Annotated in this window: 18 protein-coding genes; 12 read left to right on the top strand and 6 right to left on the bottom strand. The window is 68.6% G+C overall.

Features of this window, described 5'->3' with window-relative positions; all coding sequences use genetic code 11:
- Window positions 1-102: 102 nt before the first annotated feature.
- Entirely contained in the window at window positions 103-2,709 is a 2,607-nt protein-coding gene (locus C0V74_RS07260) for a TonB-dependent receptor (protein ID WP_143251214.1), read from the top strand.
- 74 nt (window positions 2,710-2,783) lie between these two features.
- Here the strand turns inward: C0V74_RS07260 and C0V74_RS07255 are convergent, their stop codons facing one another.
- Entirely contained in the window at window positions 2,784-3,827 is a 1,044-nt protein-coding gene (locus C0V74_RS07255) for a substrate-binding domain-containing protein (protein ID WP_143251213.1), read from the bottom strand.
- Window positions 3,828-3,904: 77 nt separating this feature from the next.
- Complete coding sequence (locus C0V74_RS07250) at window positions 3,905-5,281, bottom strand: porin (protein WP_246844790.1); 1,377 nt, start codon at window positions 5,279-5,281, stop codon at window positions 3,905-3,907.
- A gap of 163 nt (window positions 5,282-5,444) precedes the next feature.
- Here C0V74_RS07250 and ald point away from each other — a divergent pair, with 163 nt between their 5' ends.
- On the top strand, window positions 5,445-6,566 hold the full coding sequence (gene ald, locus C0V74_RS07245; RefSeq protein ID WP_143251212.1) for an alanine dehydrogenase: 1,122 nt from the start codon (window positions 5,445-5,447) through the stop codon (window positions 6,564-6,566).
- Between the two features lie 4 nt (window positions 6,567-6,570).
- Here ald and C0V74_RS07240 read toward each other — a convergent pair whose 3' ends face one another.
- Entirely contained in the window at window positions 6,571-7,401 is an 831-nt protein-coding gene (locus C0V74_RS07240) for a zinc-ribbon domain-containing protein (RefSeq protein ID WP_143251211.1), read from the bottom strand.
- A gap of 152 nt (window positions 7,402-7,553) precedes the next feature.
- Between C0V74_RS07240 and ftsE the strand changes: the two genes are divergently transcribed.
- From ftsE to C0V74_RS07220, 4 genes are read left to right on the top strand one after another with little or no spacing between them, the layout of a single operon-like run.
- Window positions 7,554-8,288 carry a cell division ATP-binding protein FtsE gene (gene ftsE, locus C0V74_RS07235; protein WP_131623062.1) on the top strand — a complete coding sequence of 245 codons (735 nt, stop codon included), beginning with the start codon at window positions 7,554-7,556 and terminating at the stop codon, window positions 8,286-8,288.
- Window positions 8,285-9,214 carry a cell division protein gene (locus C0V74_RS07230; protein ID WP_143251210.1) on the top strand — a complete coding sequence of 310 codons (930 nt, stop codon included), beginning with the start codon at window positions 8,285-8,287 and terminating at the stop codon, window positions 9,212-9,214. Before ftsE ends, C0V74_RS07230 begins: the two co-directional genes overlap by 4 nt.
- Window positions 9,211-9,747 (top strand): YdcF family protein, encoded by a 537-nt coding sequence (locus C0V74_RS07225; RefSeq protein ID WP_143251209.1) that lies wholly within the window; start codon window positions 9,211-9,213, stop codon window positions 9,745-9,747. Before C0V74_RS07230 ends, C0V74_RS07225 begins: the two co-directional genes overlap by 4 nt.
- A gap of 2 nt (window positions 9,748-9,749) precedes the next feature.
- Window positions 9,750-10,439, top strand: a complete 690-nt coding sequence (locus C0V74_RS07220; protein ID WP_143251208.1) for a lysophospholipid acyltransferase family protein — start codon at window positions 9,750-9,752, stop codon at window positions 10,437-10,439.
- Here the strand turns inward: C0V74_RS07220 and C0V74_RS07215 are convergent.
- Both C0V74_RS07215 and hisC read right to left on the bottom strand, forming a co-directional pair.
- Window positions 10,433-11,338 (bottom strand): prephenate/arogenate dehydrogenase family protein, encoded by a 906-nt coding sequence (locus tag C0V74_RS07215; RefSeq protein ID WP_143251207.1) that lies wholly within the window; start codon window positions 11,336-11,338, stop codon window positions 10,433-10,435. The two genes, C0V74_RS07220 and C0V74_RS07215, sit on opposite strands and share 7 nt — an antisense overlap.
- Complete coding sequence (gene hisC, locus C0V74_RS07210) at window positions 11,335-12,471, bottom strand: histidinol-phosphate transaminase (RefSeq protein ID WP_246844789.1); 1,137 nt, start codon at window positions 12,469-12,471, stop codon at window positions 11,335-11,337. The genes C0V74_RS07215 and hisC overlap by 4 nt, the downstream gene beginning before the upstream one ends.
- Before the next feature lie 82 nt (window positions 12,472-12,553).
- On the opposite strand from hisC, the gene C0V74_RS07205 reads away from it, so the two are divergent.
- Genes C0V74_RS07205 through gltX form a run of 4 tightly spaced genes read left to right on the top strand, consistent with a single transcriptional unit; the run spans window position 12,554 to window position 16,264 of the window.
- Window positions 12,554-13,651, top strand: a complete 1,098-nt coding sequence (locus C0V74_RS07205; protein ID WP_143251206.1) for a homoserine O-acetyltransferase — start codon at window positions 12,554-12,556, stop codon at window positions 13,649-13,651.
- Window positions 13,648-14,235, top strand: coding sequence for a methionine biosynthesis protein MetW (gene metW / locus C0V74_RS07200; protein WP_143251205.1), 588 nt, complete (start codon window positions 13,648-13,650; stop codon window positions 14,233-14,235). The genes C0V74_RS07205 and metW overlap by 4 nt, the downstream gene beginning before the upstream one ends.
- Window positions 14,232-14,915: a hypothetical protein gene (locus tag C0V74_RS07195; protein WP_143251204.1), complete on the top strand. Its 684-nt coding sequence runs from the start codon at window positions 14,232-14,234 to the stop codon at window positions 14,913-14,915. Before metW ends, C0V74_RS07195 begins: the two co-directional genes overlap by 4 nt.
- Before the next feature lie 20 nt (window positions 14,916-14,935).
- The gene (gene gltX / locus C0V74_RS07190; RefSeq protein ID WP_143251203.1) at window positions 14,936-16,264 is read left to right on the top strand and encodes a glutamate--tRNA ligase; all 1,329 of its coding nucleotides are present in this window, start codon (window positions 14,936-14,938) and stop codon (window positions 16,262-16,264) included.
- On the opposite strand, the gene pyk is transcribed toward gltX, so the two are convergent.
- Window positions 16,261-17,727: a pyruvate kinase gene (pyk, locus tag C0V74_RS07185; protein WP_143251202.1), complete on the bottom strand. Its 1,467-nt coding sequence runs from the start codon at window positions 17,725-17,727 to the stop codon at window positions 16,261-16,263. The two genes, gltX and pyk, sit on opposite strands and share 4 nt — an antisense overlap.
- Window positions 17,728-17,783: 56 nt before the next feature.
- Between pyk and C0V74_RS07180 the strand changes: the two genes are divergently transcribed.
- Together C0V74_RS07180 and C0V74_RS07175 are read left to right on the top strand one after the other, a co-directional pair.
- Complete coding sequence (locus C0V74_RS07180) at window positions 17,784-18,092, top strand: DUF1244 domain-containing protein (protein ID WP_131622734.1); 309 nt, start codon at window positions 17,784-17,786, stop codon at window positions 18,090-18,092.
- A gap of 89 nt (window positions 18,093-18,181) precedes the next feature.
- Window positions 18,182-18,418 carry a DUF2312 domain-containing protein gene (locus C0V74_RS07175; protein ID WP_131622732.1) on the top strand — a complete coding sequence of 79 codons (237 nt, stop codon included), beginning with the start codon at window positions 18,182-18,184 and terminating at the stop codon, window positions 18,416-18,418.
- Window positions 18,419-18,561: the final 143 nt, after the last annotated feature.

Below are 18,561 nucleotides of genomic sequence, written 5' to 3'. Positions count from 1 at the left end.
AACGCAACAGCAACAGTTCGCGCAAAAATCACACACTTGCGCAATTTAGTACGCGTTCCCGCGGCATGAATGTAATTTCCCGTCAAACCAGGGAGGTCATCTATGTCACGTCAATCCTCACGTCTGCTCGCATCGGCCTCGGCGCTGATCGTCGCATCGGTCGCGCTGCCGGTGGCGGCGCAGGATGTGCCCAACGAAACGGCGGCTTCGGCGGCGGGCGAGGCAACCCCGCAAGAACAGATCATCGTCACGGGCACCCGCCGGACGGATCGCACCGTGGCCGACAGCCCGGTGCCGATCGACGTCATCGGCGGCGATCAGCTGACCGACAACGGCTACACCGACACCAACCGCATCCTCAACCAGCTGGTGCCCAGCTTCAACTTCCCCCAGCCCGCCATCACCGACGGCACCGACGCGGTACGCCCGGCGACGCTGCGCGGCCTGGCGCCGGACCAGACGCTGGTGCTGGTCAACGGCAAGCGGCGGCACACCTCGGCGCTGCTCAATCTCAACGGCTCGGTCGGACGCGGTTCGGCGGCGGTCGATCTCAACACCATCCCGCCGATCGCGATCGAGCGGATCGAGGTGCTGCGCGACGGTGCCTCGTCGCAGTACGGGTCCGATGCGATCGCCGGCGTGATCAACGTCCAGCTGCGCAAGCGGGAAGGCAACCGGGCGCAAGTCACCTATGGCAAGTACATCACCACGATGGACGATGTGCTGCAGCAGGGCGGACCGGTGCTGGGTGCGAACGGCCAGCCGGTGCTCGACACCACGGCCGGCGCGGGCGGCGTCTACCAGCTGACCGACACCGGCCGCGAACGGAAGCGGCGCGATGGCGGCACGCTGACGCTGGCCACCGCGCTCGGCCTGCCGGTCGGGCCCGGCGGCTATCTCAACGTCGCGCTCCAGTACCAGGACAAGAACCCGACCAACCGCTCGGGCGCCGATCCGCGCCAGCAGTACCCCAGCCTGGCCGGCGGACTCGCCGATCCGCGCGAGCAGACCATCGACCGCTATACGCACCGGTACGGTGACCCGCAGACGACCGACTTCACGGCGTTCATCAACGCGGGCTACGAACTGTCACCGGCGGCCGAATTCTACACCTTTGCCAGCTACAACCGGCGCGATTCCGAAAGCGCCGGCTTCTATCGCCGCGCCAACGATGCGCGGAACCGCAATTTCTCGGCCTCCACCACCGCGTTCGTGCCGTATTACGCCGATGGCTTCCTCCCGCTGATCACCGGCGACATCGAGGATATCGCCGCCGCCGCCGGCATCCGGGGGACATTCGGTGACGAATGGAACTACGATGCCAGCGTGGTCTACGGCACCAACCGCTTCCAGTTCGGGGTCGAGAACAGCTTCAACGTCAGCTTCGGCGAAGCGAGCCAGCGCAAGTTCGATGCCGGATCGCTCCGCTTCGGCCAGACGACGGCGAACCTCGATCTGCAACGCACGTTCGATTTTGGCATCGGCAGCGGCGTGTCGGTCGCGTTCGGCGCCGAATACCGTGACGAGAACTTCCGCATCGTGGCCGGCGATTTCCAGAGCTACGCCGGCGGTCCGTTCGCCCCGGCTCCGCTGTTCGCTCCGGCCGGCGCGCAGGTGTTCCCAGGCTTCCGCCCTGCCAACGAGGTGGACGCCAGCCGCAATTCGAAGGCCGCGTATCTTGAGTTGGAGACCGACCTGTCGGACGCGCTGACCATCCAGCTGGCCGGACGGTACGAGGATTTCTCCGACTTCGGTGACACCATCAACGGCAAGGCCGCCGCCCGGTTCGAACCGATCGACGGCATCGCTCTGCGTGGGTCGATCTCGACCGGCTTCCGCGCTCCTTCGCTGCAGCAGCAGTTCTACGCCACCACCTCGACTAATAACGTCAACGGCGTGCTCGTCGACATTCTGACAGTGCCGGTGAACAACCCCGTCGCGGTAGTGCTGGGTTCGCAGCCGCTCCAGCCGGAAAAGTCGCTCAACTGGTCGGGAGGCGCGACGTTCTCGCTGATCCCCGGGCTCAACATCACGGCCGATTACTACAACATCGACATCGATGACCGGATCGTGGTGACCGAAATCCTGCAAGGCGCGGCGGTGGTTTCGCTGCTGCAGCAGAACGGCTTCAACAACGTCAGCTCGGCGCGGTTCTTCGTCAACGGCATCGACACCCGCACCCGCGGTTACGAGATCGTCGGCACCTACCGCGTGCCCGACATGGGCCTCGGCAACCTGTCGCTGACCGCGGGCTTCAGCCACAACAAGACGAAGATCACCGACGCGGCCGTCCTGCCCACCTTGCCGGGGCTGACCCTGTTCGGCCGGCAGGAATCGCTGCGGCTCACGCGCGGCCAGCCACGCACCAAGCTCAACGTCGGGTTCGACTGGGATTCGGGCATCTTCGGCTTCACCGCGCGGGCCAACCGCTTTGGCGAGGTGCTGATCCCCGGCGTGGATGCGGCGCGCGACCAGGTCCTGTCCAAGCAGTGGGTGACCGACGCCGAACTGCGCGCCAAGGTCATGGACCGGCTGGAACTGGCGGTGGGCGCGAACAACCTGTTCGACAGCTACCCCGACCGGGTCCGCTTCGGTCTCGACGGCGGGCAGAACTACGGCCTCAACGGGTACTTCATCCCGTTCAGCCAGTTCTCGCCATCGGGCTTCAACGGCCGCTTCGTGTACGGGCGCGTCAGCCTCGATTTCTAGGCCGCAGGCCAAGTAGCAAAAAAGCCCCGCCGGTCCGTGCCGGCGGGGCTTTTTTTGTGAGGCGCGGGCGACGCTTACTTCAGCCCGTCGGCCGTCATCACCGTGCCCTGAGTGGCGTTCTGCCGCGCGGTGGCCTGCACATCGTCGGGCGCGGCGACGAAGCCGACCTTGGCGAGCGGGCCATCCTTGCCCCAGCTCATGGTCCACTGGGTGATGAATTCGGACAGGCCGGGGATCACGCCCACGTGCTGCTTCTTGTAATAGACATATAGCGGCCGCGCGCCGGGGTACTTGAAGGTCGAGATGTTGTCGTACGTCGCCTCGACCCCGTTCATCGGCTGATCCTGCAGCTTTTCACCGTTCTCCTCGAGATACGAGAAACCGAACACGCCGACCGCGTTGGGATTGCCTTCGATCTTCTGGACGATGAGGTTGTCCTGCTCGCCCTGGTCGACATAGGCGCCGTCCGACCGGACTTCGGTGCAGACCTGTTCGAACTTGTCCTTGTCGCTGTCCTTCAGCGCCTTCATCGCGGGGTCGCTTTCGCAGCCCTTGGTGAGGATCAGTTCCTTCAGCGCGTCGCGGGTGCCGGAGGTGGAGGGCGGGCCGTAGACCAGGATCGGCTTGGCGGGCAGCGACGGGTCGACATCGGCCCAGGTCTTGGCGGTCTGTTCCTTGCCGTACGGCCGGGCGGCGAGCGCCTTGTAGACGATCTCGGGCGTCAGCGGCAGCACGATGCCGCCCTTGGCGGATGCGAACGCGATCCCGTCAAGCCCGACCTGCACCTCGACCACGTCGGTCACGCCGTTCTTCTGGCAGTCGGCGAACTCGCTCGCCTTCATCCGCCGGCTGGCGTTGACCATGTCGGGGGTCGCCTGGCCAAGGCCGGCGCAGAACAGCTTGATACCCCCGCCGGTACCGGTCGATTCGATCAGCGGGCTCTTCATCCCCTGGTTGGCGGCCACGTAATCTTCGGCGACCTTCTTGGCGAAGGGATAGACGGTGGACGAGCCGACCGCGCGGATCGTGTCACGCGCGCCGCCCGCGCCGCCGGAGCTGCCGCAAGCGGCGAGGGTGAGCGCCGATACGGCGGCGAAGGCGAAAGTCTTGAGGTGCATGTGTTGGGCCCCTTGGCAATGGATCGACCGCCCCTGTGGGGGCGGCGTGTGACAGGCGGATGACAGCCGCGTGATGATCAGAAGTCGATTTGCGCGCGCATCCCCAGCGCGTCCACCGCGTAATTGCGCTTCCCGCCCGCGGCCGGCAGCGCGGCGCGCGAATAGACCAGGTGGCCATAGCTGGCCATGAACCGGGTATAATCGGTCGGTGTCCACACCAGGCCCAGCTCGTACCCGTCCTGCTTGCCGCCGATCACGCCCGCGTCGACCAGATCGAGATAGTCATAGCGCAGGTTGACCTGCACCGCCCCTAAACCGCCCTTGTCCACCGGGCGCTTGGGCTTCACCCGATCGAACACGCCGCCCTTGTAGCCGCGGCTGTCGCCCCGGGTCAGGAACACGCCGGCTTCCACGTAGCCGCCGAAAAAGGTCGGGTCGGTCAGCGCGCCGGGCCGGTTGACCCGTTGCCAGTGCGCCTCGCTCGCGATGTGGACCGGGCCTTTGAGGTATGCCGCTTCCAGCCCGTAGCCCAGCTCGCGGGTGGCCGCGAGATTGCCGGTGTCGATGAAGCGGATGTCGGTGCTGTGGATCAGCGGCCCCACGCGATAGCGCACGCTGGATGCCGCATCGTTGAGTTCGCGGTAGTGGACCGATCCGCCAAGGTGGAGCTGCGCCCCGCCCAGTTTCGGCATGAATACCGCCCGGCCATCGACCGAAAGCGCGTTGTTTTCGTCGTCTTCGAGATCGGCCACGTTGTCGGTGAACACGCCGCCCTGCAGCAGCACGTCGCCGGCGCTGTAGGAAGCGCTGAGGCCCAGCCGGCGTTCGAAGCCGAACGCGGTGTTGACCGCCGCCCGCTCCGTGAAGCTGGTGAACAGGTCGCTGGTCATTTCCTCCAGACCCCAGAACGGCTTCTGATGGCCGAGGGTGAGGCCAACCTGTTCGGACGCCTGATACGTCAGGTAAAGATCGGTCACCTCGACCGAGCTTGCGGCCACATCGATTTCCGCCCGATAGCCGAAGCCGCCCGGCATTTTGCCCTCGACGCCGAGGTACGCGCGGCGCAGTTCGCTGCTGAAGCCGGTGCTGGCATCGGTGACGCCCGCCGGGCTGCTGACGGTGCCCGCGTCAAGCTGGATCCGGCCGCGCGGTTTGAAGCTCCACCCGCTGGCGGTGCTGACCTCCGGCGCGCCTTTCCACGCGACGTCGGTCGCGGCCGCCGGTTGGGACGGTGCAGTCGCAGCGGCGGTGGCGTCAGCAGGGGCCGGCGGCGCGGCCTTGGCGGAGGCGAGTTCAGCCTCCAGCGAATCGATGCGGTCCGCCATCGCCGCCATCTGGGCGCGCATCGCGGCAAGCTCGCGTGCCACCGCCGCATCCTGAGCCGCGGCGGGAGTGATCCACCCACAGGCGATGGCGAGCGCTGCGGCTGACAGCGAGAGGCGTGCGATCGTCACGTGAGCGGGCTCCCTGATGAAGCTTTTGTGAAACTTTCCCGACCGCATTACGGCGTAAGTGTGACAAGTGCATGACGCATGTGCGGGATTGGCGGCGCCGGCGCCTCTTGCCGCCCGATGGTTGCAACTGTAACGAGCGCGCGCACAAAAGGAGAGCACGGCGATGCGCATCGGCTGCCCCAAGGAAATCAAGAATCACGAATACCGCGTCGGCCTGACCCCCGAAAGCGTCCGCGAACTGACGGCCCACGGGCACGAGGTGTGGGTGGAAACCGGCGCCGGGCTCGGCATCGGGGCGGATGACGGCCAGTACCGCCAGGCGGGCGCCCTGATCCAGGACGGGCCCGATCCGATCTTCGCCCAGTGCGAGATGGTGGTAAAGGTCAAGGAACCGCAGGCGGTCGAACGCGCCAAGCTGCGCGCGGACCAGGTGCTCTACACCTACCTGCACCTGGCCCCCGATCCGGAGCAGACCGCCGATCTGGTGAAATCGGGCGTGACCGGCATCGCGTATGAAACGGTGACCGGGCCGGGCAACACCTTGCCGCTGCTCAAGCCGATGAGCCAGGTCGCTGGCCGGATGAGCATCCAGGCGGGCGCGACGGCACTGGAAAAGGCGCACGGCGGGCGCGGTGTGCTGCTGGGCGGCGTGCCGGGCGTGCTGCCGGGCAAGGTGATGGTGATCGGCGGCGGCGTGGTCGGGTTCAACGCCGCGCAGATGGCGGTCGGCCTGGGCGCCGACACCACCATCCTCGACCGCGATCCCGAGGTGCTCGAACGGCTCGGCACCCATTTCGAAAGCCGCGCCAAGACGCGCTTCTCCAACCAGGCGAACATCGAACAGATGCTGTGCGAGGCGGACCTCGTCATCGGCGCGGTGCTGATCCCCGGAGCGGCCGCGCCCAAGCTGGTCACCCGCGACATGCTGAAGTGCATGAAGCCGGGCGCGGTGCTGGTCGATGTCGCGATCGACCAGGGCGGCTGTTTCGAAACTAGCCATGCCACGACTCACGCCGACCCGACGTACGTGGTCGATGGCATCGTGCATTACTGCGTCGCCAACATGCCGGGCGCCGTGGCGCGAACCAGCACGTACGCGCTCAACAACGTGACCCTGCCGCACGCGCTGAAGATCGCCGAACTCGGCTGGCGTGAGGCGCTGCGGCGCAACCCGCACCTTGGCGCGGGACTCAACGTCCACGCCGGCAAAGTGACGTATCAAGCGGTGGCCGAGGAACTGGGGTACGAATACGCCTCGGTCGGGGACGTGCTCGCGGGCGCCTGATCGGTCAGGCCGGCTTCCATCCGATCTCGGCGAATTTGGCCGAGCGGGGGACGTCGGCCATTGCCTGCGTGATGGTCATCGTCTCGCCCGGGGCGAGCGACGACTTGGGCGGGGCGATCTCCCAGCTGTAGACAATCCGTTCGCGCGCATCGCGCAGCACCACCAGGATCGACGGCACGGTGCGGGTTTCACGCCCGACGTTCTTCACCGTGCCGCTGGCGCCGAAGTATTCGGTCCCGTTCGGTAGCGTGCGCCGCTCCTGCTTCTGGCGGGGGAAATCGAGCACCAGGTCGGGCTGGCCCAGCGCGAAGGTCGGCCGGCTGACGGGCACCCAGTCGGGCAGGCCCCAGTAATTGACGGCCGCCACCGTGCCCAGCGCCAGCACCGCGAACAGCGCGGCGGCGGCGGTCCACACCTTCGCCAGATTGCGGCGCGGACGGAACGGCGGGGCATAATCGAACTGCGAGATTTCCTCGCCGTAATCCTGCGCGGCGGGCTCGGGTGCCGGCGTGGTTTCGACCACCGTGGGCGCGGGCGCCTCGGCAGGATCGTCGTAGATCGGCGGCTCTGGCTCCTGTTCTGGCTGAGACCCGGTTTCCGGCGCGGAGACGATGCCGGACCGGGCTGCTGTCGGCGGCACCGCCGAGGCGCACGGCGCCGGAGCAGCGGCTGGGGGTTCCGGCGACGCTGCGGGGGGAGGCGCGCCCTCCAGCTCGGGGCCATCCTGAAACCAGCTGTGACGGCATTTGGCGCATCGCACCGTCCGCCCTTCCGCGCCGATGGCGCTGTCCGGCACAACGTAGCGCGTCGTGCAGGCGGGGCAGGAGATGATCATGGTAAAGAATCTGACGCAAGCGGGGCGCGTGCACAAGATGCGCCGCCGTGCATCACCCTGCCATACGGCTTTTTTCCACATGGAAGCCGGTCTATAGCGCTTTCGCCGATGATTACCGCGCGATATTCCCCTTTTGTACTTGGTGCCACGCGGTGAATGCCGATGGGGGCGAGGTGGTCACGTTCGACAACGTGGGGCTGCGATACGGCACCGACCGCGAAATCCTGAGCGATGTGTCGTTCACCCTGCACCCCGGCGGCTTCTATTTCCTCACCGGGGCGAGCGGCGCGGGCAAGACCTCGATGCTCAAGCTGCTGTACCTGGCGCAGCGTCCCTCGCGCGGGGCGATCCGCATGTTCGGGACCGATGTCATCACCGTCCCGCGCGAGCGGCTGCCCGCGTTCCGGCGCCGGTTCGGCGTGGTGTTCCAGGACTTCCGGCTGATCCCCCACCTGTCGGCGTTCGACAACGTGGCGCTGCCGCTGCGCGTGTCGGGCGTGCGCGAGGCGGAGCTTCGCAAGCCGGTCAGCGACATGCTCGACTGGGTCGGGCTGACGCACCGGGCCGACGCGCGGCCCGCAACCCTGTCGGGCGGCGAGCAGCAGCGCGTCGCCATCGCGCGCGCGGTGATCGGCCGGCCCGACATGCTGGTGGCGGACGAGCCGACCGGTAACGTCGATCCCGAAATGGCGCTGAAACTGCTGCGCCTGTTCGAAGCGCTCAATCGGCTCGGCACCACCGTGGTGGTCGCCACCCACGACGTGCACCTGCTGCGCAAGGTGCCGGATTCGCTGATCATGCGCCTCGACAAGGGACGGCTGTCCGATCCCACCGGGGCCCTGCGCTACCCGCCCCGGCGCGAACCGCGCGTTCAGGCGCTGGCGTGAAGCGGCCGCCGGTGCTTGCCCGCGCGGTGGCGCGCAGCCTCGTGCCGTTCGGCGGCGAACGCGCCGCCGCGCTGGTGCCGCACGCGCGCCTCGCCGGGCCGATGCCGTGGGTGATCGCGATCATGGTCGCGCTGACAGTGATCGCGGGCGCCGGCGGGTTGGCACTGAGCAACCTGGCCGACAGCGCGCGGACCGAGTTATCCGGTGCCGCGACGGTGCAGATCGTCGAGCCGCTCGCCGCCGAGCGTGACCGCCAGACCCGCGCCGCCGCGCGCGCGCTGGCCGGCTCCCGCGATGTCGCCGCCGTGCGGGTGGTGCCGCAAACCGAGCTCGACGCCCTGCTCGATCCCTGGTTGGGCGGCGCGGGGGACGAGGCGGTGCCGGTCCCGGCGCTGATCGACGTGGAACTGCGCGGACCCGCCACCGCGCAGCGCCTGGGCGCGCTGCGCCGGTCGCTGGCGGCGGTCGCCCCCGCCGCGCGGGTCGACGCGCAATCGGCTTGGCTGGGCCCGGTGTTCACCGCCATCTCCTCGCTCCAGTGGCTGGCGATCGCGCTGGTCGTGCTGCTGGCGCTGACCAGCGCGGCGGCGGTGTGGCTGGCGGCGCGCAGCGCGCTCGGCGGCAATCGCGGGACTATCGAAATCGTCCACCTGCTGGGCGGCACCGACGCGCAGATCGCCCGCATCTTTCAACGGTCGGTCGCCTTCGACGCCGCCGCGGGCGGGGCGGTCGGGCTGGGACTGGGGCTGGTCGCGGTGGTGGTTCTCGGCCGGCAGTTCGCGGCGCTGGGGTCCGGCATGGTGGCGGGCGGCGGGCTCGGCACGATCGACTGGCTGCTGATCGCGGCCATCCCGGTGATCGGCGTGATGATCGCCATGCTCACCGCGCGGCTGACGGTGCTGGGTGCATTGAGGAGAATGTTGTGATCCGCCGCACGCTGGCCTTTGTCCTGCTACTGTACGCATTCGGCTTCCTGTGGTTCGCCGCCGCGTTGCCGCAGCCTGCCGACGCCGGACGCACCGACGCGATCGTGGTGCCGACAGGCGGGCCGGGTCGGATCGACCGCGGGCTGGAACTGCTGGCAGCGCGCCAGGCGAACGCGATACTGGTCACCGGGGTCGACCGCGAGGTGCGCCCTGCCGAGTTCGCCGCCGAGTACAAGGTTCGCGCCCAGACCATGGAATGCTGCGTCACCCTGGGCTTCGCCGCCGTCGACACGCGCGGCAATGCGGCGGAAACCGCTGCGTGGATGGACCACCACGACTACCGCTCCCTGCGGCTCGTCACCACCGACTGGCACATGCGCCGGGCGGCGGGTGAGCTGGAATCGGCGCTGCCCGCCAACATCAGCGTGATCCGCGACGCCGTGCCCTCGCGCCCGCGGCTCGGCATCCTGTTCCTGGAATACAACAAGCTGCTGGCGAGCACCGCGGCGCGCCTCTGGCCGCAAGGGACCTGACGATGGCCGTGCTGCGCAGCCTCCTGTTCTACCTGTTCTTCTACGTCGGCTCGATCGGCTACACCTCGGGCTCGCTGCTGATGCTGCTGTTCAGCCAGAAGGCGTTCCGCAAGGTGGTGCGGGGCTGGTCGCAGTATCACCGCTTCTGCGCCCGCGTGTTCCTCGGCATCCGCATCCGGGTCGAGGGCAGGCCGCCGGAAGGGGCCGCGTTCTACGCCATCAAGCATGAGAGCTTTTTCGAAGCGATCGACCAGCCCGCACTGCTCGTGAACCCCTCGGTCTTCGCCAAGGAAGAACTGTTCTCGATCCCCCTGTGGGGACCATCGGCCCGCGCGTTCGGACTGGTGCCGGTGGCGCGCGACCAGGGTCCCAAGGCGCTGCGGGCGATGATCTCGGCCGCCAAGGCGCTGGTGGCCGAAGGGCGTCCGCTGGTGCTGTTTCCTGAAGGCACCCGCGTGCCGCACGGGACCGAGCCGCCGCTGCAATCGGGCTTTGCCGGCTTGTACAAGCTGCTCGGCCTGCCGGTGGTGCCGGTGGCGGTGGACAGCGGGCCGTTGTATCACCGCAAGTGGAAGCGCAGCGGCGTGATCACCTACCGGTTCGGCGAAGCGATACCCGCCAGCCTGCCGCGGGAGGAGGCCGAAGCGCGGGTCCACGCGGCGATCAATGCGCTGAACCGCGAAGGTCAGTGATCGCTGCGGCCGAAGTCGGGCCGCGCATCGTCCTGCCCCTGCTCGACAATCGAGCGGCGGATGTCCCGGGTACGAGTGAACAGGTCGAACAACGCCTCGCCGTCACCCCGCCGGATCGCACGCTGCAGCGCGGTGAGATCCTCGGTGAAGCGGCCGAGCATCTCCAGCACCGCCTCGCGGTTGGAGAGGAACACGTCGCGCCACATCGTCGGATCGCTCGCCGCGATGCGGGTGAAATCGCGGAAGCCACCGGCGGAATACTTGATCACCTCGCCCCGGGTCACGTCCTCGAGGTCCGATGCGGTGCCGACGATAGTGTAGGCGATCAGGTGCGGGATGTGGCTGGTGACCGCGAGCACGAGGTCGTGGTGCGCGGCGTCCATGATCTCGATATCCGCGCCCAGCGCCTCCCAGAACGCCGACAATTTCGCGACCGCCGCGGGGTCGGTGTCGGCGGCAGGCGTGAGGATGCACCAGCGATGGCGGAACAGGTGCGCAAAGCCCGCATCGGGCCCGCTGCGCTCGGTGCCCGCGACCGGGTGGGCGGGGATCACGCAGACGCCAGGCAGCGCGCGGCGCAGCGCCTCAGCGACCGCCGCTTTCGATGAGCCGACATCGCTGACTATCGCATCGGGCATCAGAGCGCCGGTAAGATCGGCGGCGGCCTGCTCCATCGCGCCGACCGGCACGCAGAAGATCACCAGCTCGGCGCCAGCGACCGCGTCGGAGGCGGTGTCGCACACCCGCGCCACCAGGCCGCGTTCGGCGGCGCGGCGGCGCACGTCCGGATCGGCGTCAAACCCGGTGGTGTCGCAGCCGGGCAAGTTCTCCTGCACCGCCAGCCCGACCGAGCCGCCGAGCAGCCCGAGGCCGATCACCGCAACGCGCGAGAAGCTCATCCCGCGCGCTCGGCGGCTTGGGCGATCGCGGCGACCACCGCGTCCATCTGGTCGGGAAGGCCGATCGTGATGCGCAGCGCATTCGGCAAGCCCTGGCCCGGCAGGTGCCGCACCGCGAAGCCCGCCTCTGCGATTGCCTGCAGCGCGGTTTCGGCGCGCAAGTTTCCGCCAAACGTCACCAGCACGAAGTTGCCCTGGCTCGGCACCGCGCGAACGCCATGGTTGCCCAGCGCTTCGATCGCCGCAACGAACCGCGCCCGCTCGGCGGCGTTGACGGTGCGCGAGCGGCTGACCCACTCGTCATCCGCCAGCGCGGCCAGTGCGGCCGCCTGCCCCTGGTTCGTGACATTGAACGGCCCGCGGATGCGGTTGAGTTCGCCCACCAACTCGGCCGCGCCGGTCGCCCAGCCGATCCGCTCACCCGCAAGGCCGTAGATCTTGGAAAAGGTGCGCGTCACCAGCACGTTTTCGTGCGCGGCCGCGAGCGCGAGCCCGCCGTCGTCGTCCTGCGGCGCAAGGTATTCGGCATACGCCTGATCCAGCACGAACAGCACGTCAGCGGGCAGCCCGGCGTGGAGCCGCGCCACTTCGGCGCGCGGCAGGAACGTGCCGGTGGGATTGTTCGGATTGGCCAGCAGCACCACCCGGGTTCGGGGTGTGACCGCGGCAAGCAGTGCGTCGACGTCGCAGCCATAGTCGGCATCGGCGGATTCGACCGGCAAGGCCCCGCAGCGGCGGGCGGCGATCTCGTACACCGCGAAGCTGTAGCGCGGGAACAGCACCTCGTCCCCCGGACCCGCGAACGCCTGCACCGCCAGGTTGAGCAATTCGTCGGAGCCGGTCCCGCAGACGATCCGCGCCGGATCGATCCCGTGCCTAGCGCCCAGCGCCTGCCGGAGCGCGGTGGAATCGGGATCGGGATAGCGGCTGGGGGACGGCGCGCGGGCCATCGCCTCCAGTGCGGCGGGCGGCGTCCCGAGGGGATTCTCGTTGGCCGACAGCTTGACCAGCGGCTGCCCGCCCGCGCCGCTTGCCTTGCCGGGGACATAGGCGTGGATCGCGGAAATCCAGGGCTTGGCGGTGGGCCGGCTGTTCATGCCGGCGCGTCTAGGACAGGCGGGGAAAGGCTGCATCAAAGAAAATGCGGCCCTTCGACAAGCTGGAGGCAAGCGGTTAGAGGCAACGACCCTCCCTCCAACCGGTGATCCCGCTGCGATGGCCCCGACGACCGCTTCCCAAGGCTTCACGTTGCCCCAGCCGTTGCCCCTTGACGGCGGGCAGGCGCTGGACGGCGTCACCGTCGCTTACCAGACCTATGGCGAACTGGCGCCGGACCGCGGCAACGCGATCCTCCTGTGCCACGCGCTGACCGGCGACCAGTATGTCGCCAGCGCGCATCCGACCACCGGCAAGCCGGGCTGGTGGGAACGAATGGTGGGCCCGGGCAAGCCGATCGACACCAATCGTTTCCATGTGGTCTGCGCCAACGTGATCGGCGGCTGCATGGGCTCGACCGGCCCCGCCAGCCTGACACTCGACGGCCGGCAGTGGGCCAAGCGCTTTCCGGTGATCACCATCCGCGACATGGTCCGCGCGCAGATCGCCCTCCTTGATGGCCTCGGCATCGAGCGGCTCCACGCGGTCGTCGGCGGGTCGATGGGCGGGATGCAGGCGCTGAGCCTCGCCGCCAATTTTCCCGACCGCGCCGAACGGGTGCTGGCGATCGCCACGACCGCCCGCCATTCGGCACAGAACATCGCTTTCCACGAGGTCGGCCGCCAGGCGGTGATGGCCGATCCCGACTGGCAAGACGGGGATTACTACGGCACCGGCCGGGCCCCCGACAAAGGGCTGTCGGTCGCGCGGATGGCGGCGCACATCACCTACCTGTCGGAAGCCGGACTGACCGAGAAATTCGGCCGCAACCTGCAGGACCGTGAAGCGAAGACGTTCGGATTTGACGCCGATTTCCAGATCGAAAGCTACCTGCGCTATCAGGGAACCGGGTTCACCCAGCGGTTCGACGCCAACAGCTATCTCTACATCACCCGCGCGATGGACTATTTCGACATCGCCGAAGAACACGGCGGGATGCTCGCCAGCGCGTTTGCCGGGACGCCGGCGCGGTTCTGCCTGGTCAGCTTCGATTCCGACTGGCTCTACCCCACCGCCGAAAGCCGCCACGTGGTCCACGCGCTGAATGCAGCGGGCGCCGCGGTCAGCTTCGTCGAGCTCAACGCGCCCTTTGGTCACGACAGCTTCCTGCTCGACGTGCCGGCGCTCGACCGGGTGGTGGCGGGGTTCCTGGGATGAGCGCGCTGCGGCCCGACCTGGCGGTGATCGCCAGCCATGTGCAGCCGGGCACGCGCGTGCTCGACGTGGGGTGCGGCGACGGGGCGCTGATGGCGGCGTTGCAGGACCGGGGCTGCGACGCGCGGGGGATGGAGGTCGATCCCGCGCTGGTCGAACGCTGCGTGGCGCGCGGGCTGAGCGTCATCCAGGGAGACGCCGACCGCGATCTGGCCGACTATCCGGACAAGGCGTTCGACTACGCGGTGCTAAGCCAGACCTTGCAGACCGCCGCGCGGCCCGACCGGATGCTCGACGAACTGCTCAGGGTCGGGCGGCAGGCGTACGTCAGCTTTCCCAACTTCGCCCACTGGCGCACGCGCGCGGCGCTGGCTTTCCAGGGGCGGATGCCGGTGACGCGCCATTTACCGGTCAGCTGGTACGAGACGCAGAACATCCACCACGTGACCGTGGCCGACTTCCGCGAGCTGATCGCCGCCAAGGGCGTCCGCTGCGAGCGCGCGTGGTACTTCGCCGGCGACCGGGCCATTGGCGCCGCCGCTGCCAACCTGCGCGCAGAGTACGCCCTGTTTGAACTGAGCCGATGACCGAAGACGAACCCAATCCGTTCGACCGCCTGCTGTTCGAAGACGCGCCGCCCCCGCCGCCGCATCTCGCCGCGCTCGGCGAAAGCTTCGTCGCGCGCGCCAAGCCGCGCTTCCGCAACTTCCGGGTCGATCTGGAGGCGATCGAGGTCGCCGCCTCCAAGGCCGGCCGGGCGGGGGAAATCTCCCCCGACGACGGCGCGCAGCTGTTCCTCGATCGCGGTGACAGCCTCTCGCTGCCGCTGGTCCGCCGCTACATCGAAGCGTGCGAGACCGAGCTGGTGGCGCGGTGGTTGATGGCGCTGCCGAGCTTCCATTTCACGGGCTGGGCGACCGTGCGCAATCTCACCGCACTCGATGGCATGGTCGCGGCGGGCGAGCCGGCGCTGGCGGTCCGCGTGGTGCGCAAGCATCTGGAAAAGACCTTTGCCCGCGCACGCGATTGCTGGCGGCTCGTCGCCCGCAAGCGCCCTGCCGGGCTGGCGGACGAGGCGGCGGAGCGGTTCGACCGCGCGATCGCCAAGGCCCGTTGGGAACTGCCCGGCCAGATCGAAGGCGCGCGGATCGAGATTGCCGAACTGGCTGCCTATGTGCGCGATCACGGCTCGCTGGAGGACAACCGCGCGATCGATACGATGCTGGCCGATCTGGAAAAGGTGCGCGCGCGCTTCACCCAGGCGTAGGTTCGGCTATGGCACCCGCCATGACCGTCACCCGTTTCGCGCCGTCGCCCACCGGGCACCTCCATGTCGGCAATATCCGCACCGCGCTGCACAACTGGCTGCTGGCGCACAAGTCCGGCGGCAGGTTCCTGTTGCGGATCGACGACACCGACGCGGAGCGCAGCCGCGAGGAGTATGTCGAGGCGATCCGGGCCGACCTCGCGTGGCTGGGGCTGACGATCGACGGCGAAGAGCGCCAGTCGGCTCGCGCGCCGATCTACCAGGACGCTTTCGAGCGGCTGCGCGCCGCGGGCCGCGTTTATCGCTGCTACGAAACCGCGCAGGAGCTGGAGCTGAAGCGCAAGATCCAGCTCGGGCGCGGGCTGCCGCCGATCTACGACCGCGCGGGGTTGGCGCTGGACGACGCTGATCACGCGCGATTTGCCGATCAGGGCGTGGCGCCGCACTGGCGCTTCAAGCTGGACCACGGCGCGCCGATCGAGTGGCTCGACGGCATCCGCGGCCCCCAGCATTTCGAACCCGCTCAGCTGTCCGACCCGGTGGTCCGGCGGGCCGACGGATCGTGGCTGTACATGCTGCCGAGCGCGATCGACGATATCGAGATGGGCGTGACCGACGTGCTGCGGGGCGAGGATCACGTCAGCAACACCGCCGCGCAGACCCAGATGTTCACCGCTCTTGGCGCCGAGCCGCCGCGCTTCGCGCACGAGGCGCTGCTGGTCGGGCGCGAGGGCAAGCTGTCGAAGCGGCTGGGCTCGCTGTCGGTGGGCGCCCTGCGCGACAGCGGGATCGAGCCGCAGGCGGTGACCGCGCTGCTGGCGCGGCTCGGCACGTCGCTGCCGGTGGAGCCCATCGCCGACATTGCGGTGCTGGCGGATAGCTTCGACTTGTCGACATTCGGCCGCGCGCCCGCGCGGTTTGACGAGGCCGAACTCGAGCGGCTCAACCACGCGATCGTGCACCAGCTAAGCTTTGCCCAGGTGGCCGACCGCCTGCCTGCCGGGATGAGCGAGGCGGCGTGGCTGGCGGTGCGCCCGAACCTTGAGACCGTCGCAGACGCATCCGATTGGTGGCAGGTCATCGCCGGACCCGTCGCAGCGCCCGCGCTGGAAGCCGACGATCGCGGCTTCCTCGCCGAGGCCGCCGCGCACCTGACCTGGAGCGACGACCCGTGGGGCGCGCTCACCGGCGCGCTCAAGCAGGCGACCGGCCGCAAGGGCAAGGCGCTGTTCATGCCGCTGCGCCAGGCGCTCACCGGGCGCGACCACGGACCCGACATGCACGCGCTGCTGCCGCTGATCGGCGAGAAGGAAGCGCGCCAGCGGCTGGAGCGCGCGGCTGCCGGCTAGACCACGGACCGGCGGGCGTGCTTCGACAGCTCGTCGCCCGACAGCGTCACCACGTGCAGCAGGTTGGTGCTGCCCGGGGTGCCGAACGGGACGCCGGCCAGCGCGATCAGCTTGCTGCCCGCCTGGCCGATGCCGCTGCGCAGCGCCATCCGCTTGCCCTTGGCGATCATCTCTTCGAAACTGCCGATGTCCTTGGTCGAGACCGCCTGCGCTCCCCACAGCAGCGCCATGCGCCGGGCGGTCCGGACCGACGGCGTGAGCACCAGCATCGGCACGCTAGGCCGTTCGCGCGCCACCCGCCGCGCGGTGCTGCCCGAACCGGTGAACACCACGATCGCGGCGATTGACACGGTGTCGGCGATCGTCATGCAGGCATGGCTCAAGGCGTCGGCAGTGGTCCGGTCGGGGGGCGTATCGAGGAACCGCACCCGCGACAGGTACGCATCGTCCCGCTCCACCTGGGTGGCGATCCGGTCCATGATCCCGACCGCTTCTTCCGGCCATTCGCCCGCCGCCGTCTCGGCCGACAGCATCACCGCGTCCGCCCCGTCATAGACCGCGTTGGCAACGTCGGACACTTCGGCCCGCGTCGGGGTGGGGCTCTCGATCATCGATTCGAGCATCTGCGTCGCGACGATCACCGGCTTGCCAGCGGTGCGGGCGGCGTTGACGATCCGCTTCTGCAGCGGGGGGACTTCCTCGGGATCGAGCTCCACGCCCAGATCCCCGCGCGCGACCATGATCCCGTCGCTGAGCTCGATGATCTCGTCCAGCCGGCGCACGGCAGAGGGTTTCTCGATCTTGGCGCACAGCGAACCGTAGCCGCCCATCAGCCGCCGCGCCTCTGCCAGGTCCTCCGGCCGCTGGACGAACGACAGGCCGATCCAGTCGCAGCCGTGCGACACGGCGAAGGCAAGATCGCGCCGGTCCTTTTCAGTGAGCGCGGGAATCGGGATTTCCGCGTCGGGCACGTTGACGCCCTTGCGGTCGGAAATCACCCCGCCGACCTCCGCCGAACACAGCACGCTGTCGGGTTCCGCCTTGATCACCTTGAGCCGGATCTTGCCATCGTTGATCAGCAGGCGCTGACCCTTTTGCAGGACCGCGAACAGCTCCGGGTGCGGCAGCTCGACCCGGGTTTCGTCGCCCGGTTCGGGATTGCGGTCGAGGGTGAAGTGGCCCGAGTGGCGGATCACCGCCTGTCCGCCCTTGAACTTGCCGACCCTAAGCTTGGGCCCCTGTAGGTCGGCGAGGATCGCGATCGGGCGGCCAGTCGCCTTCTCCAGGTCGCGGATCGCCTTGATCGTCGCCGCGTGATCGGCATGTTCGCCGTGGCTCATGTTGACGCGAAAGGCATCGGCGCCCGCGCGCAGCAGCTTGTGGAGCATTTCGGGCGCACTGCTCGCCGGGCCGACGGTGGCGAGAATCTTGACCTTGCGGTTGCGCGGCTGGAGTTTCTGCATAGGCGTGCGCCTAGGGCAGGCGGCCCGACCAGTTCAAGCGCCAAGACAGGATCGCGATGACCCAGCCCGACCCGCTCGATCAGCTTGACGATGCCCACGCCGCGGCGGCGTTTCGCCGGCTGGTGCGCCACCTGCGCCACCGGACCGATGCGCAGAACATCGACCTGATGGGCCTTGCCGGCTTCTGCCGTAACTGCCTGGCGGACTGGATCGGCGAGGCTGGGTTCCCCGGCGACAAGGCGGCCGCCCGCGCGTTGATCCACGGGATGCCCGCCGATGAGTGGAAAGCGCGCCACCAGTCACCCGCCACGCCCGAACAGCTCGCGCGGATGGAGGCGAGCCTCAAGCTGAACGGGGACGGATAGAGAACTTTTCCACCGCACCTTCAAACCCCCGGGCGGGCTGGCTATCGAGCCGGCAACCGATTCTCACATTCTACCGGAGCCTAAGTGAAATGGCCGATGCCACCGACGACCGCCTGCGCCTGCTGATCGAGCGTATCGAACGCCTCGAGGAAGAGAAGAAAGGCATCGCCGACGACATCCGCGACGTTTACGCCGAGGCCAAGGCGGTCGGCTATGACGCCAAGATCATGCGCCAGGTCGTGCGACTCAGGAAGATGAAGCCCGACGACCGGGCGGAGATGGAATCGATCCTGGAGGTGTACAAGAACGCGCTCGGCCTGGGCTGAGGCCTGCGCGCGACGAAGCGGCGGAACGCGGGCGGGGGAGCGGCGGTTGGGATGGGTGAAAGGACACTCATCCCGATGACGCAAGATACCCAGGACCTCGAAACCGTCGACGCCGCCCACGTCGAGGAAACCAGCGAAGAACC

It is taken from the genome of Altererythrobacter sp. TH136 (assembly GCF_007065885.1).
Lineage (GTDB): Bacteria > Pseudomonadota > Alphaproteobacteria > Sphingomonadales > Sphingomonadaceae > Tsuneonella.
This window is presented reverse-complemented; position numbering and strand designations above follow the sequence as displayed.